General features: G+C 60.3%; 11 protein-coding genes. 6 read left to right on the top strand and 5 right to left on the bottom strand.

Features of this window, described 5'->3' with window-relative positions; translation table 11 throughout:
* Positions 1 to 59 precede the first annotated feature (59 nt).
* Positions 60 to 1,283 (top strand): argininosuccinate synthase, encoded by a 1,224-nt coding sequence (locus LH464_RS08375; RefSeq protein ID WP_226785922.1) that lies wholly within the window; start codon positions 60 to 62, stop codon positions 1,281 to 1,283.
* Positions 1,284 to 1,338: 55 nt separating this feature from the next.
* On the opposite strand, the gene LH464_RS08370 is transcribed toward LH464_RS08375, so the two are convergent.
* The gene (locus LH464_RS08370; RefSeq protein ID WP_226785921.1) at positions 1,339 to 2,514 is read right to left on the bottom strand and encodes a multidrug effflux MFS transporter; all 1,176 of its coding nucleotides are present in this window, start codon (positions 2,512 to 2,514) and stop codon (positions 1,339 to 1,341) included.
* Positions 2,515 to 2,808: 294 nt separating this feature from the next.
* Here LH464_RS08370 and LH464_RS08365 point away from each other — a divergent pair, with 294 nt between their 5' ends.
* From LH464_RS08365 to ppa, 4 genes are all read left to right on the top strand, one after another.
* Positions 2,809 to 4,896, top strand: a complete 2,088-nt coding sequence (locus LH464_RS08365) for a M3 family metallopeptidase (protein WP_226785920.1) — start codon at positions 2,809 to 2,811, stop codon at positions 4,894 to 4,896.
* Between the two features lie 123 nt (positions 4,897 to 5,019).
* The gene (typA, locus tag LH464_RS08360; protein WP_226785919.1) at positions 5,020 to 6,837 is read left to right on the top strand and encodes a translational GTPase TypA; all 1,818 of its coding nucleotides are present in this window, start codon (positions 5,020 to 5,022) and stop codon (positions 6,835 to 6,837) included.
* Positions 6,838 to 7,038: 201 nt separating this feature from the next.
* Positions 7,039 to 7,548, top strand: a complete 510-nt coding sequence (locus LH464_RS08355) for a GNAT family N-acetyltransferase (RefSeq protein WP_226785918.1) — start codon at positions 7,039 to 7,041, stop codon at positions 7,546 to 7,548.
* Positions 7,549 to 7,659: 111 nt separating this feature from the next.
* Positions 7,660 to 8,193 carry an inorganic diphosphatase gene (gene ppa / locus LH464_RS08350; protein ID WP_226785917.1) on the top strand — a complete coding sequence of 178 codons (534 nt, stop codon included), beginning with the start codon at positions 7,660 to 7,662 and terminating at the stop codon, positions 8,191 to 8,193.
* A gap of 149 nt (positions 8,194 to 8,342) precedes the next feature.
* Here the strand turns inward: ppa and LH464_RS08345 are convergent, their stop codons facing one another.
* Positions 8,343 to 8,633 (bottom strand): YggT family protein, encoded by a 291-nt coding sequence (locus tag LH464_RS08345; RefSeq protein WP_226785916.1) that lies wholly within the window; start codon positions 8,631 to 8,633, stop codon positions 8,343 to 8,345.
* 132 nt (positions 8,634 to 8,765) lie between these two features.
* On the opposite strand from LH464_RS08345, the gene LH464_RS08340 reads away from it, so the two are divergent.
* Entirely contained in the window at positions 8,766 to 10,001 is a 1,236-nt protein-coding gene (locus LH464_RS08340; RefSeq protein ID WP_226785915.1) for an MFS transporter, read from the top strand.
* Here the strand turns inward: LH464_RS08340 and LH464_RS08335 are convergent.
* From LH464_RS08335 to LH464_RS08325, 3 genes are read right to left on the bottom strand one after another with little or no spacing between them, the layout of a single operon-like run.
* A complete protein-coding gene (locus LH464_RS08335; protein ID WP_226785914.1) occupies positions 9,998 to 10,774 on the bottom strand; it encodes a glutamine amidotransferase in 777 nt (258 codons plus the stop codon). The two genes, LH464_RS08340 and LH464_RS08335, sit on opposite strands and share 4 nt — an antisense overlap.
* An 11-nt stretch (positions 10,775 to 10,785) precedes the next feature.
* Positions 10,786 to 11,262 (bottom strand): tellurite resistance TerB family protein, encoded by a 477-nt coding sequence (locus LH464_RS08330; RefSeq protein ID WP_226785913.1) that lies wholly within the window; start codon positions 11,260 to 11,262, stop codon positions 10,786 to 10,788.
* A 16-nt stretch (positions 11,263 to 11,278) separates the two neighbouring features.
* Complete coding sequence (locus LH464_RS08325) at positions 11,279 to 12,901, bottom strand: heme biosynthesis protein HemY (RefSeq protein WP_226785912.1); 1,623 nt, start codon at positions 12,899 to 12,901, stop codon at positions 11,279 to 11,281.

Below are 12,901 nucleotides of genomic sequence, written 5' to 3'. Positions count from 1 at the left end.
ATTCCCGACACGACGGTTCCACCAAAGACCGCCACCACTCGCAGACGGACAATTTCGACATGGCACTCCCGAAAGACGTAAAAAAGGTCGTTCTCGCCTATTCCGGCGGTCTCGACACCTCGATCATCCTGAAATGGCTGCAGACCGAACTTAACGCCGAAGTGGTGACCTTCACCGCCGACCTCGGTCAGGGCGAAGAGCTTGAGCCGGCCCGCAAGAAGGCCGAGATGCTGGGCATCAAGGAGATCTATATCGAGGATGTCCGCGAGGAATTCGTCCGCGATTTCGTCTTCCCGATGTTCCGCGCCAATGCCGTCTATGAAGGCGTCTACCTGCTCGGCACGTCGATTGCACGCCCGCTGATCTCCAAGCACCTGATCGACATCGCAAAGAAGACCGGCGCAGACGCCATCGCCCATGGCGCCACCGGCAAGGGCAACGACCAGGTTCGCTTCGAGCTTTCGGCCTATGCGCTGAACCCGGACATCAAGATCATCGCACCGTGGCGCGATTGGGCGTTCAAGAGCCGCACCGATCTCCTTGCTTTCGCCGAGCAGAACCAGATCCCCGTCGCCAAGGACAAGAAGGGCGAAGCGCCGTTCTCGGTCGACGCCAACCTGCTGCATTCCTCGTCCGAGGGCAAGGTTCTGGAAGATCCGGCCGTCGAGGCTCCAGAATACGTGCACATGCGCACGATCTCGCCGGAAGCGGCTCCAGACAAGGCAACCACCATCAAGGTCGGCTTCCGCAAAGGCGATGCATGCTCGATCAACGGCGTGGAAATGTCACCGGCAACGCTGCTGGCAGCGCTGAACAACTATGGCCGTGACAATGGTATCGGTCGTCTCGATCTGGTCGAGAACCGTTTTGTCGGCATGAAGTCGCGCGGCGTTTATGAAACGCCCGGCGGCACCATCCTGCTGGCCGCTCATCGCGCCATCGAATCCATCACGCTCGACCGGGGTGCCGCCCACCTCAAGGACGAGATCATGCCGCGTTACGCCGAGCTGATCTATTATGGTTTCTGGTTCTCGCCGGAGCGTGAAATGCTGCAGGCACTGATCGACAAGAGCCAGGAGCATGTCGAGGGCGAGGTCACGCTGAAGCTCTATAAGGGCAATGTCATGGTCATCGGCCGCGAGAGCGACAAGTCGCTCTACTCGGACCAGCTGGTCACCTTTGAGGACGACCAGGGTGCCTACGACCAGAAGGATGCAGCCGGTTTCATCAAGCTGAATGCCCTGCGCCTTCGCACGCTCGCCAAGCGCAATCTCAAGGGCTGAAGCGCTTAAGGAATTGTCTATCGAACCCGCCGTTGCACATGCGACGGCGGGTTTTTCATGCGCGCCGGTTGATGGCGAGATAGGCGAGATAGCTTCCGACCGCAGTGAATTCCATCAGGGGGATAATTGTCCCGAAGGCCAACAGAGGTGCACCCATTGCGGCCGCCGCGAGCCCGCCGATGAAGCCGCAGCCCATCTGCACGAAGCCCATCATCGCCGAGGCGGAGCCGGCGATATGCGGGAAGGGCGCCATGCCGACGGTGATGATATGCGGGCTGATGAAGGCGATGCCAAAGGTGCAAATGCCGACGGGCAGCATGATCGAGAGGAAACTCGGCGGCAGGAAAGCCACTGACAGGGCCATTATCAAGCCGCCCGAGCCGCAGAAGAAAAGCCCTGTGACAACTGCGCGATGGCCGGAGATGCGGTTGGAGATCCGTCGCAAGACCAGCGATCCCATCAGGTAGGACCCTGTCTGGACGAGCATGCCGACGCCAAACTGTGTCGGCGTGAGGCCGACTTCGTTGATCAGCACGAAAGGCAGCATCGTCGCCTGGGCATAGAGTGCACCGATGGAGCCACCGATGACGAGGGAGGCGAGCATAAAGCTCGGGTTCGACAGGACCTCCGCATAACCGGAAAGGAGCCGTGCGGGTCGCAATCGGGTCCTGTCGGGCGTTGTCGTTTCCTTGAGGAACAAGAGGACGCTGCCGATCGAGATGATCCCGAAGCCGAGCATCAGCAGGAACACGGATTCCCAGCCGAAAGCCGCCAACGAGAGGCCGCCCAGCGTAGGCCCCATGGCCGGGGCGACCGTCAGCATGATGCCAATGAGGTTCATGATGCTGGCTGCATCCTTGCCCACGAACTGGTCGCGCACGACGGCCCGCGCCACCGTGATCCCCACGGATGCACCGATGCCCTGTATCAGTCGTCCCGCCAGTATCCAGTCGATTGTCGGGGCCATGGAGGCCAGAATGGAGCCAACCAGATAGATGACCAGGAAGCCCACCGTCGCCGCCCTGCGGCCGAAGGCGTCCGACATGGGCCCTGCGAGAAGCTGCGCAATGGCGAAGCCCGCAAAATAAAGGGAAAGCGACATCTTGATGGCCGCCTCCGTCGTCGAGAAGGCTTGCACCAGCTCGGGCATGGCGGGCGTGTATATGGCCATAGAGACCGGGCCGAGCGCCGTCAGCAAGGCGCCAATGAGGGACGTGCGGCGCGCTGACATGAGAGGTTGCGGAAGAGGGCTGTCGGCTTTCACTGGATGGCCTTGTGGGAGTGCCTTGCGGCGCCGTCTCGCATGGTTGGTCGGCCGCCAGGACCGGAACGCGTGATGATGGGTGTTGATGACTTACTCCCTTTCCTCCACCAGACAAGCCACAAACGGGGTTTCGGGCGCTCGTACCCTTCGCCATTTTACGCAAGCCAGCTTGGCTCAGCGGCCGAAATGACTACATTTACTCACGCATTGCCGCCGCTTTCTCCGATAGAAATGCCAGACACCAGTACGAAGGAAATTCGCATGCCGCAGCTTCAGATCAACCCAGCTTTCGTCGAATGGAACGGGCACGAAGGGCTTCCACGCTTCGATCTCGTGAAGGACGAGGGTTTCGATGCGGCCTTTGATGCGGCGCTCGCCAGCCATGACGCGGAGATCGATGCCATTGCTGCAAATCCGGAAGCGCCGACGATGAAGAACACGATCGTCGCGCTGGAAATAGCGGGAGATGAACTGTCGCGCGTATCGGCATTGTTCTGGAACAAGGCCGGCGCTCATACCAACGATGTCATCCAGTCGCTCGAACGCGAGATCGCACCGAAGATGTCGCGGCACTATTCGAAGATTGCGATGAATGAGGCTCTGTTCCGCCGGGTGGATACGCTCTGGCTGAAGCGGGATGAACTGGGTCTTTCCGAGGAGGAACATCGCGTTGTCGAACGCCACTGGAAGGGCTTCGTGCGCACCGGTGCGAAGCTTCCCAAGCCGGAACAGGAGCGCCTGGCGAAGGTCAATGAAACACTCGCCGGCCTCGGAGCCCGGTTCGGCCAGAACGTGCTGGCGGACGAGAGGAACTGGGAACTCCTTCTTACGGAGGAAGACGACCTGGCGGGGCTGCCATCCTTCCTCCGCGACGCCATGGCGGCGGCGGCCCGCGATCGCGGCCATGACGCCGGATATGCAGTCACCCTGGCGCGCTCTATCATCGAGCCCTTCCTGACATTCTCCGAGCGGCGGCAACTCCGCGAGCAGGCGTTCCGAGCCTGGATTGCGCGCGGCGCCAATCGCGGCGAGACGGACAACCTCGGGACAGTGAAGGAGACGCTTGCCCTGAGGGCAGAGCGGGCCCAGCTGCTGGGCTACGACAGCTTCGCGGCGTTCAAGCTCGACAACACCATGGCGAAGACGCCGGAGGCGGTGAACAAGCTGCTGACGGCCGTCTGGGACAAGGCCCGGAAAAGAGCGCTGGAAGAAGAGGCGAACCTTTCCGGCCTGATCGCCGAGGAGGGCGGCAATCACGAGGTCATGCCGTGGGACTGGCGCCATTATGCAGAGAAGCTTCGGCAGCGGACCTTCAATTTCTCGGAGTCTGAGCTGAAACCCTATCTGCAGCTCGAGAAGATCATCGAAGCCTGCTTCGACGTTGCCGGGCGGCTGTTCGGCGTTCGGGCAATCGAGGAGAACGATGTACCCGCCTATCACCCCGATGTGCGTGTCTTCGAGATTAGGGACGAGAACAACAATCTCAAGGCCTTGTTCCTCGGCGATTACTTCGCTCGCTCCTCAAAGCGGTCGGGAGCGTGGATGAGTTCGCTCCAGTCCCAGCACAAGCTGCCCCTGAAGAATGGCTCAAAAGGCGAGCTGCCGATCATCTACAATGTGTGCAACTTCGCCAAGCCTGCGGCCGGTAAACCTGCACTCCTTTCGCTCGATGACGCGCGCACGCTGTTCCACGAGTTCGGACATGCACTCCACGGTATGTTGTCGGATGTCACCTACCCGTCTGTTTCGGGCACCGGCGTCTCGCGCGATTTCGTCGAACTGCCGTCGCAGCTCTATGAACACTGGCTGACCGTACCGGAAATCCTCGAGACATATGCTGTGCATTTCGAAACGGGCGAGTCGATGCCGAAGGAGCTTCTCGACAAGGTTATTGCCGCGCGAACATTCAATGCTGGCTTCGCAACGGTCGAGTTCACCGCTTCTGCCCTGGTCGACATGGCATTTCACACCCGAATGGCCGTGGAAGATCCGATGGCCGTGCAAGCGGAGGTCCTTAGCGAGATCGGAATGCCCCAGTCGATCGTCATGCGCCACGCGACGCCTCATTTCCAGCATGTGTTCGCCGGTGACGGCTATTCCGCCGGCTACTATTCCTACATGTGGTCGGAAGTGCTCGATGCGGACGCCTTCGCGGCCTTCGAGGAAACCGGCAATCCCTTCGATCCGGTCATGGCGCGCAAGCTGAAGAACAATATCTATTCCGTTGGTGGATCCATCGATCCTGAGGCGGCCTACAAGGCCTTCCGTGGCAAGCTGCCGGACCCGGAAGCCATGCTGCGCAAGAAAGGTCTCGCCATGGTCGAGGAGCTTTCGGGCAGCGACGCATAGCTGCCCTCCAATAAGGAAAGGCGTTCCCCTCTTTCGCAAATGCGAAAAACAGGGTATGGACGCGCCAACGAAAATTGGCGCGTCCTCCGAAATGTTGGCGCCACAGCCCCAGAGATATCATCAATGGCACTTCGCAACATCGCGATTATCGCGCACGTTGACCATGGCAAAACGACCCTTGTCGACGAGCTTCTGAAACAATCGGGCTCGTTCCGCGAGAACCAGCGCGTTGCAGAACGCGTCATGGACTCGAACGATCTCGAAAAGGAACGCGGCATCACCATTCTCGCCAAGGCCACCTCGGTGGAATGGAAGGGTGTCCGCATCAATATCGTCGATACCCCCGGTCACGCCGACTTCGGCGGCGAAGTCGAGCGTATCCTGTCGATGGTGGATGGCGCGATCGTTCTGGTCGACTCTTCCGAAGGCCCGATGCCGCAGACCAAGTTCGTGGTCGGAAAGGCACTCAAGGTTGGCCTTCGCCCGATCGTCGCGATCAACAAGATCGACCGTCCGGACGGCCGTCACGAAGAAGTCATCAACGAGGTTTTCGACCTGTTCGCGAACCTCGATGCGACGGACGAACAGCTCGACTTCCCGATCCTCTATGGTTCTGGTCGTGACGGTTGGATGAACGTCAACCCGGAAGGCCCGAAGGATCAAGGTCTTGGTCCGCTGCTCGACCTCGTGGTCAAGCACGTTCCCGAGCCCAACGTCGCTGATGGCCCGTTCCGCATGATCGGCACGCTGCTGGAAGCCAACCCCTTCCTCGGCCGTATCATCACCGGCCGCATTGCATCCGGCTCTATCAAGCCGAACCAGCCGGTGAAGGTTCTCGGCCAGGACGGCAAGACGGTTGAAACCGGCCGTATCTCCAAGATCCTCGCGTTCCGCGGCATCGAGCGCACGTCGATCGACGAAGCCCATGCAGGCGACATCGTGGCCATCGCCGGCCTGTCCAAGGGAACCGTTGCCGACACGTTCTGTGATCCCTCGGTCACCGAACCGATGACCGCGCAGCCGATCGATCCTCCGACGGTCACCATGTCCTTCCTCGTCAACGACAGCCCGCTGGCCGGCACCGAAGGCGACAAGGTTACTAGCCGCGTTATCCGCGACCGTCTGTTCAAGGAAGCCGAAGGCAACGTTGCGCTGAAGATCGAAGAAGCCGAAGGCAAGGATTCGTTCTACGTTTCCGGTCGCGGCGAATTGCAGCTGGCCGTACTGATCGAAACCATGCGTCGTGAAGGTTTCGAGCTTGCCGTGTCGCGTCCGCGCGTCGTCATGCACAAGGACGAGAACGGCACGCTGATGGAGCCGATCGAAGAAGTCGTCATCGACGTCGATGAAGAGCATTCCGGTATCGTCGTGCAGAAGATGTCCGAGCGCAAGGCTGAAATGGCCGAGCTTCGTCCGTCCGGCGGCAGCCGCGTCCGTCTGGTGTTCTTCGCGCCGACCCGTGGTCTCATCGGCTACCAGTCGGAACTTCTGACCGACACCCGCGGTACTGCGATCATGAACCGTCTGTTCCATGATTATCAGCCTTTCAAGGGTGAAATCGGCGGTCGTACCAACGGCGTTCTGCTTTCCAACCAGGCCGGTGAAGCCGTTGCCTACGCCATGTTCAACCTGGAAGACCGTGGTCCGATGATCATCGAGCCGGGTGAAAAGGTTTACGCCGGCATGATCATCGGCATTCACAGCAGGGACAACGACCTCGAGGTCAACGTGTTGAAGGGCAAGCAGCTCACCAACATTCGTTCGGCCGGCAAGGACGAAGCCGTGCGCCTGACTCCGCCGATCCGCATGACGCTCGACCGTGCTCTTTCCTGGATCCAGGACGATGAGTTGATGGAAGTGACACCGAAGAACATCCGCCTGCGCAAGATGTTCCTGGATGCGAACGATCGCAAGCGATTCGAAAAAGCAAAGATCGCCTGATTCTCATCCCCATATGACCTGCAGAAAACCCGGCCTTCGCGCCGGGTTTTTTCTTTTGTGTCTTGATGTGGCGCAGGCTTGTGGGGTGAGTAAAAAAAGCGTTAACGTAGTTCCGTGAGCGCCAGAGCCTACGCTGGGGATTGGTGTTTCCAGTGAGTATCATGTTCTCGCACAACCCGATGAATGGGTCCAAAAGACGTTATGAAGACGTTGTCGATCGATGTGCGGCGGGCCGACCCGCAGGACGCCGGAGCCGTTGCAGATGTGCATCGCCTTTCGTGGGAGCACGCGTATGCGGGACTCATTCCGCATAAGCCGCTGACCCAGATGATCGAGCGCCGAGGAGAGATCTGGTGGCGGAAGGCAACCCGTGGCCCTGCTACCCTTCTTGTGCTTGATGTCGCCGGTAGCATTGCCGGCTACGCCACGATGGGGCTCAACCGTGCGAGAGCGCTTCCCTATGACGGCGAAGTTTATGAAATCTATCTACGCCCGGAATATCAGGGCATCGGTTTAGGTCGCCGGTTGTTCGGCGAGAGCCGCCGACTGCTGAAGTCTCTTGGCTGCGACGGGCTCGTGGTCTGGTGCCTGGAGGACAGCGAACACGCCGCGCGCTTTTTCCGTCGCCACGGCGGCCTCGACATGGTCGAGGGCGTGGAGGACTTCGGCGGAGCCACTTTGAGAAAGATCGGATACGTCTGGCCGCGTTGAATGTCCTTTGCGGCATGCGTTGACCTGCAGAGAGCAACCACAGCTTAGTTGCCTTGCGGGGTCTTTCCCAGTATCGAAGCGCCTATCGATACACCTCACGTGGGAAGAATAATGCGTATAGATGCGATTTCCATCGGCAAGAACCCGCCGGACGATGTCAACGTCATCGTTGAAGTGCCGGTCGGCGGCCACCCGATCAAGTACGAGATGGACAAGGAAGCCGGCGCGCTGATCGTCGATCGCTTCCTCTACACGCCGATGACCTATCCCGGCAATTACGGCTTCGTACCGCATACGCTGTCGGAAGACGGCGATCCGATCGACGTCCTCATCTGCAACACCCGCCCGCTGGTTCCCGGCTGCGTCATCAATGTGCGCCCGATCGGCGTGATGGTGATGGAAGACGACGGCGGCAAGGACGAGAAGATCATCGCCGTGCCGGTTCCGAAGCTCACGCAGCGCTATGACAAAGTCAAGAACTACACCGACATGCCGGAGATCACGCTCAAGCAGATCGAGCACTTCTTCGAGCACTACAAGGATCTCGAGCCCGGCAAGTGGGTGAAGATCGGCGGCTGGCAGGATGTCGACGTCGCCAAGCAGCTGATTGTCGAAGCGATCGAGCGCTACAAGGCCAGCAAGTAGTCAGCGGCGTTTCAAAGCCTCGGGCTTCATAAACAAATCCCCCGGATCAGCGTTGATCCGGGGGATTTTTTGTCGAGATCGATGTTTTCGGCAGCCTCAGACCCGTCTCACGGACTGGTGGACGTGATCGTTGTACGGGCCGAATGGCTTCACGCGAAGAGGGGGTAGATGCTTGTCCAGAGCAGCGAGCGCAGGAAGAAAATGATCAGCAGCACGATGATCGGGGAAATGTCGATGCCGCCGAGATTGGGCATGACGCGGCGGATGGGGCGCAGGACCGGTTCCGTGACGTTATGCAGGAAAGTACCGATCGCGTTGACGAACTGGTTGCTCGAATTGATCACGTTGAAGGCATAGAGCCAGGAGAAAATGGCGCTGCCGATCAGCACCCAGGTATAAAGGTTTAAAGCCAAGTCAATCGTCTGAAACAGCGCGAGCATCCAAGTCTCCATTTCTAAGTTGACAGACATGTAGACATTGGCGAACTAACGAGCAAGTGCCGCGCCTTGCTCGGAGCCGATTCCGCCTTAACGGATGCGGTGCCGCCTCGGATCTCCCGAAAGTCCCGCCTGATGTCCACCCACACAACTGGCGACCGGTTTGCCGCCTTTCGGCATTCGTCATACGCTCGTTTCTTCACGGCGCGCTTTCTCGCTGCCTTCGCGATCCAGATCGTCAGCGTTTCTGTCGGCTGGCAGATGTACGACCAAACGGGCAGTGCTCTTTATCTGGGCCTCATCGGTCTCTTTCAGTTTCTTCCCTCCCTCCTGCTCATCCTTGTCACGGGCTCGGTAGCCGATCGCTACAATCGTCGGGCGATCGTGGCGATTTGTCTCGCAATTGGGGTGTTGTGCACCGCTGCTCTGTTGGCCCTGACGCTTGCCGACGCTTTCATGCCATGGCTCGTTTTCCTAGTTCTCACCGTCTTCGGTATCGAGCGAGCCTTCATGGGGCCTGCCGTTCAGTCCCTGGCGCCGAACCTGGTGCCGGAACGCGATCTCGCCAATGCGATCGCCTGGAACTCATCGTCCTGGCAGACAGCATCCATCGTCGGACCGGTGGCTGGCGGCCTTCTCTATGGCGCGAGCCCCATCGCGGCCTACTGCGTGGCGCTCGTCATGCTTTCGTTGGCGGTGTTGCTGATCCTGATCATCCCCAAGCCTGTACAGCGTTCGGGGTCGAAAGCAGTCAGCTGGAACGAAATCCTTGCCGGCTTCCGTTTCATAGGCCAGGAGAAGGTGGTGCTTGGCGCCATCTCGCTGGACCTTTTCGCGGTTCTTCTGGGCGGCGCTGTGGCCCTGATGCCGATTTTCGCGCGCGATATCCTTGTGCTCGGACCTTGGGGGCTTGGCCTGTTGCGTGCCGCGCCAGGGATCGGAGCTGTTGCAGTGGCGCTGTGGCTCGCCTTCCATCCCATCCGCCACAATGCCGGCGTTGCCATGTTTGTCGGCGTCGCCTTGTTCGGCTTAGGTACGGTCGTCTTCGGCCTTTCGGATGCGGTTTGGCTTTCGATCGCGGCGCTTATGCTGATGGGCGCATCGGACATGATCTCTGTCTACGTCCGTGAGACACTGATCGTGCTGTGGACGCCGGACGAGGTAAGAGGCCGCGTCAACGCCGTCAACATGGTCTTCGTTGGTGCTTCGAACGAACTTGGCGAATTTCGCGCCGGCACGATGGCCTCCGTCTTCGGCGCCGTTCCGGCCGTGGTCATCGGCGGGGCGGGAACACTGGCCGTTGCCGCTATCTGGGCGCTGCGTTTCCCGCAGTTGCGCAAGATCGACGGTCTCGAGGCACCGGAGCGCTAATCGCCGGCGGCCCTCTGGAGCCGCATCGTTTCAATCTGTCCGTTCTCGGTGCCCTTCTCTCGATCGAAGACGAGATCCAGGAAGCCCCAGAGCCATTGCTTGAGCGGAGTGTCGAAGATCATTCGGCCTTCGAGATGCTCGCTTCCTCTCTGCGCGTTCGGCATGATGAAACGGTGCTCGCCGCGAACGACCCAGCGCTGCATCATTGCCCGCGTGAGTTCGGCATGGAACTGCAGGCCCCAGGCGTTTGCGCCATAACGGATTGCCTGGTTGCCATAGGCGTCCCCCTCCGCAAGCAGTTCTGCCCCATGCGGCAGGCTGAAGCCTTCCCGATGGAAATGGTAGACCATGCGTGGCCACTGCTGCATGAGCAGCCTCCCGTGCTCGGTCGGACGCAGCGGATACCAGCCGATTTCCGTCAAGCCATCCTTGTGCGCGCCCACGGTTCCGCCAAGGTGGCGAACCATCATCTGCGCACCGAGGCAGATACCGAGGAAGGGCTTGTTCTCCTTGAGCGGGATGCCGATCCAGTCCGTCTCTGTCTTGATGAAGGGATCGGGGTCATTGGCGCTCATTGGCCCGCCAAAGATCACCGCACCGGCATGTTCCGACAGGGTATCGGGGAGTGCGTCGCCTAGAACCGGTCTGCGGATGTCGAGCGGGTAGCCTTTTTCGGCCAACATTTGGCCGACACGGCCGGGCGAGGAGTTTTCCTGGTGAAGCACGATCAGGATTGGAGGCTTTTCCGTGCTATGGGAGGCTGTCATCAGCATGCGCTACCTTCTCAATCCTCTCCCGTATCTCCCTTTGATTGCCGAGCGGCAGCCTGCTGGCGCTGAAGGACCCGATCTCGCGCCGAAACGCCGAGGAGGTCCGCGATCCGCCAGATGATGTGATCCTCCAATTCGCTCCGCTCGCCATCGGCATGCACCAGATCCCAAAGGATACCGACAAACTCGACGCACTCTTCCGGCTCAAGATGCCGCTTAAGATCCGAGGTGAAGCGGTAATAGTCAACGGCTTCCTGGCCGGCTTCGCGTCCTGCATTGATCAGGGCGGTCAGTTGTCCCTCCGCGAGGTTGTAGCGCTCCCTCAGCAAGATGCGAAGGTGGCGCTTTTCTTCTGGCGAGACACCACCATCAGCCTCCATCACCTGGAAACAGAGGGCGGCGAAGGCCACCCTTGGATCCCCAGGGAGGAAGCCGTCACCCTGCTGTCGTGCACCAAGGTTTTGTATGAAAGTCTGAATACGCTCAAGCATAGCCAGTCCAATCCATTTAGAAGAGCCGCAGGCGGTTGGCAGGCTGCTGTGATGCGTTCGGATCCTTCACGCCGGGGTCATCCGGCGGCCGCCCGAAGAACGGGTCCTCGATTTCAGTTTCTTCATCCCTGGCGTCTTTCACTAGCGGTGCCGCCGGCTTTGCCGGGGGCGGTGTCGGGGCCTTCGAAACAATGACAGGCGCCGTTATAGGCTCGGCTGCCTTCCGGGGAGCCACTGCGTCGATCGCCTTCGTTACTGAGGGTTCGGGTTTCGCTGGGGGTGCAGACACGACGGGAGGAAGTTCGGCAATGGCCTTTTCCGCGAGAACTCCGTCTTCCACAGGTCCCTCAAGCTGGCCGAAGGGGACTTTCCACTCGAATGCATCGATCCTGCCGGACGTGGGGGAGACGGGTAGCCACTGCTCGGAGGCTATACCGTCCGCCACCCAGGCCGGGTCGCGCGGCGCGCGGAGCGCCTGCGCCATCCAATGGCGAATGCGGCCCTGATCGCCGGTATCGGCTTCCTCGATATCGGCTAGCAGGAGATAGACGCTTTCACGCGGGGTCATGCGTGTCGCAGCCTCGGCTTTCGCGCGGGCCTTTCCGAGCTCTCTTGCGTCGAGTGCAGCTTCCGCTACGGCGACGAGAGATTCCACGTTATTGGGACGCAGTTGCTCAAGCTTCTCGGCCCGCTTCAGGCGATCGACGGCGCTGTCGCCACTTCGGGCCCGGACGTAGGCGCGGGCAATTTCCGGATGCGGCGTCAGCTTCCAGACGTCTTCAAGCACGGATGCGGCACGGCGGACATTGTCCTCGCGGAGATAGCCCTTCGAAGCGACCACGGCCGCGGGCACAAGATCCTTGGCCAGCTTGAGAGCAGCCAGAGCATCGTCCCTTGCTCCCCTTGGATCGGCTTCCAGTCGCTCTTCGGCCTTTGCTGTCAACAGAACAGCCTTCCAGCGCTCGGCCTGCTTCTTGTCGATGACATTGGCGATACGTTGCTGGTCAAGCAGGCGGATGGCATCGTCCCACCGGCCCTCGCGGCTGCGATATTCAAGTGTCGCCTGCGCTGCCCAGGGAAGATAGGGCGCGTTTTCTGCGGCGCGCTCCGCGTATTGCCGAGCCGCCTCGTCCGCGCCCAAACGACGGGCTTCCATGTAAAGACCACGGAGGCCGAGTTCTCGTGTTTCCGGATCTTCGGCCATCCGCTCGAACTTTGCGCGGGCCTCGTCATGCTTCCCTTCGATCAGGGCAGCCTGCGCGTCCAGAAGGTGCAGCAGGGGCTCCTGATCGGCCCGGAGCATGCCTTGCGCCCGTAGGCTCATCTTGCGTGCGAGGATTGCATTGCCAGCACCGGCTGCAATGAGGCCGGTCGACAGGGCCTGATAGCCGCGATCACGCTTGCGGGCCCGGAAATAACGGCGAACGGAGTGCGGCGAAGTCCAGATAAGCTGGAAGAGCCACCAAAGGATCATGAATGCAGCAATGACGGCGGCGACCGCGGTCGCCGCGACCATCAGGCTGGTCTCAATAAGGTAATCCTGCCAGGTGACGGAGATCAGGCCAGGCCGGTCTGCCAGCCAGGAGAAACCCCAACCAAGAGCAAGAACGACAAGGATGAACGCAAATAATCTGATCAT

The sequence above is a fragment of the Pseudorhizobium xiangyangii genome, assembly GCF_020531965.1.
Classification (GTDB): Bacteria; Pseudomonadota; Alphaproteobacteria; order Rhizobiales; family Rhizobiaceae; genus Neorhizobium; species Neorhizobium xiangyangii.
The sequence above is the reverse complement of the archived record's forward strand: the minus strand, read 5'-3'. Positions and strand labels throughout refer to the sequence as shown.

Bases quoted from the DNA above. Each gene is read 5' to 3' on its own strand.
- LH464_RS08375 (WP_226785922.1), top strand. From the start codon at position 60: ATGGCACTCCCGAAAGACGTAAAAAAGGTCGTTCTCGCCTATTCCGGC.
- LH464_RS08370 (WP_226785921.1), bottom strand. From the start codon at position 2,514: ATGTCAGCGCGCCGCACGTCCCTCATTGGCGCCTTGCTGACGGCGCTC.
- LH464_RS08365 (WP_226785920.1), top strand. From the start codon at position 2,809: ATGCCGCAGCTTCAGATCAACCCAGCTTTCGTCGAATGGAACGGGCAC.
- typA (WP_226785919.1), top strand. From the start codon at position 5,020: ATGGCACTTCGCAACATCGCGATTATCGCGCACGTTGACCATGGCAAA.
- LH464_RS08355 (WP_226785918.1), top strand. From the start codon at position 7,039: ATGAAGACGTTGTCGATCGATGTGCGGCGGGCCGACCCGCAGGACGCC.
- ppa (WP_226785917.1), top strand. From the start codon at position 7,660: ATGCGTATAGATGCGATTTCCATCGGCAAGAACCCGCCGGACGATGTC.
- LH464_RS08345 (WP_226785916.1), bottom strand. From the start codon at position 8,633: ATGCTCGCGCTGTTTCAGACGATTGACTTGGCTTTAAACCTTTATACC.
- LH464_RS08340 (WP_226785915.1), top strand. From the start codon at position 8,766: ATGTCCACCCACACAACTGGCGACCGGTTTGCCGCCTTTCGGCATTCG.
- LH464_RS08335 (WP_226785914.1), bottom strand. From the start codon at position 10,774: ATGCTGATGACAGCCTCCCATAGCACGGAAAAGCCTCCAATCCTGATC.
- LH464_RS08330 (WP_226785913.1), bottom strand. From the start codon at position 11,262: ATGCTTGAGCGTATTCAGACTTTCATACAAAACCTTGGTGCACGACAG.
- LH464_RS08325 (WP_226785912.1), bottom strand. From the start codon at position 12,901: ATGATCAGATTATTTGCGTTCATCCTTGTCGTTCTTGCTCTTGGTTGG.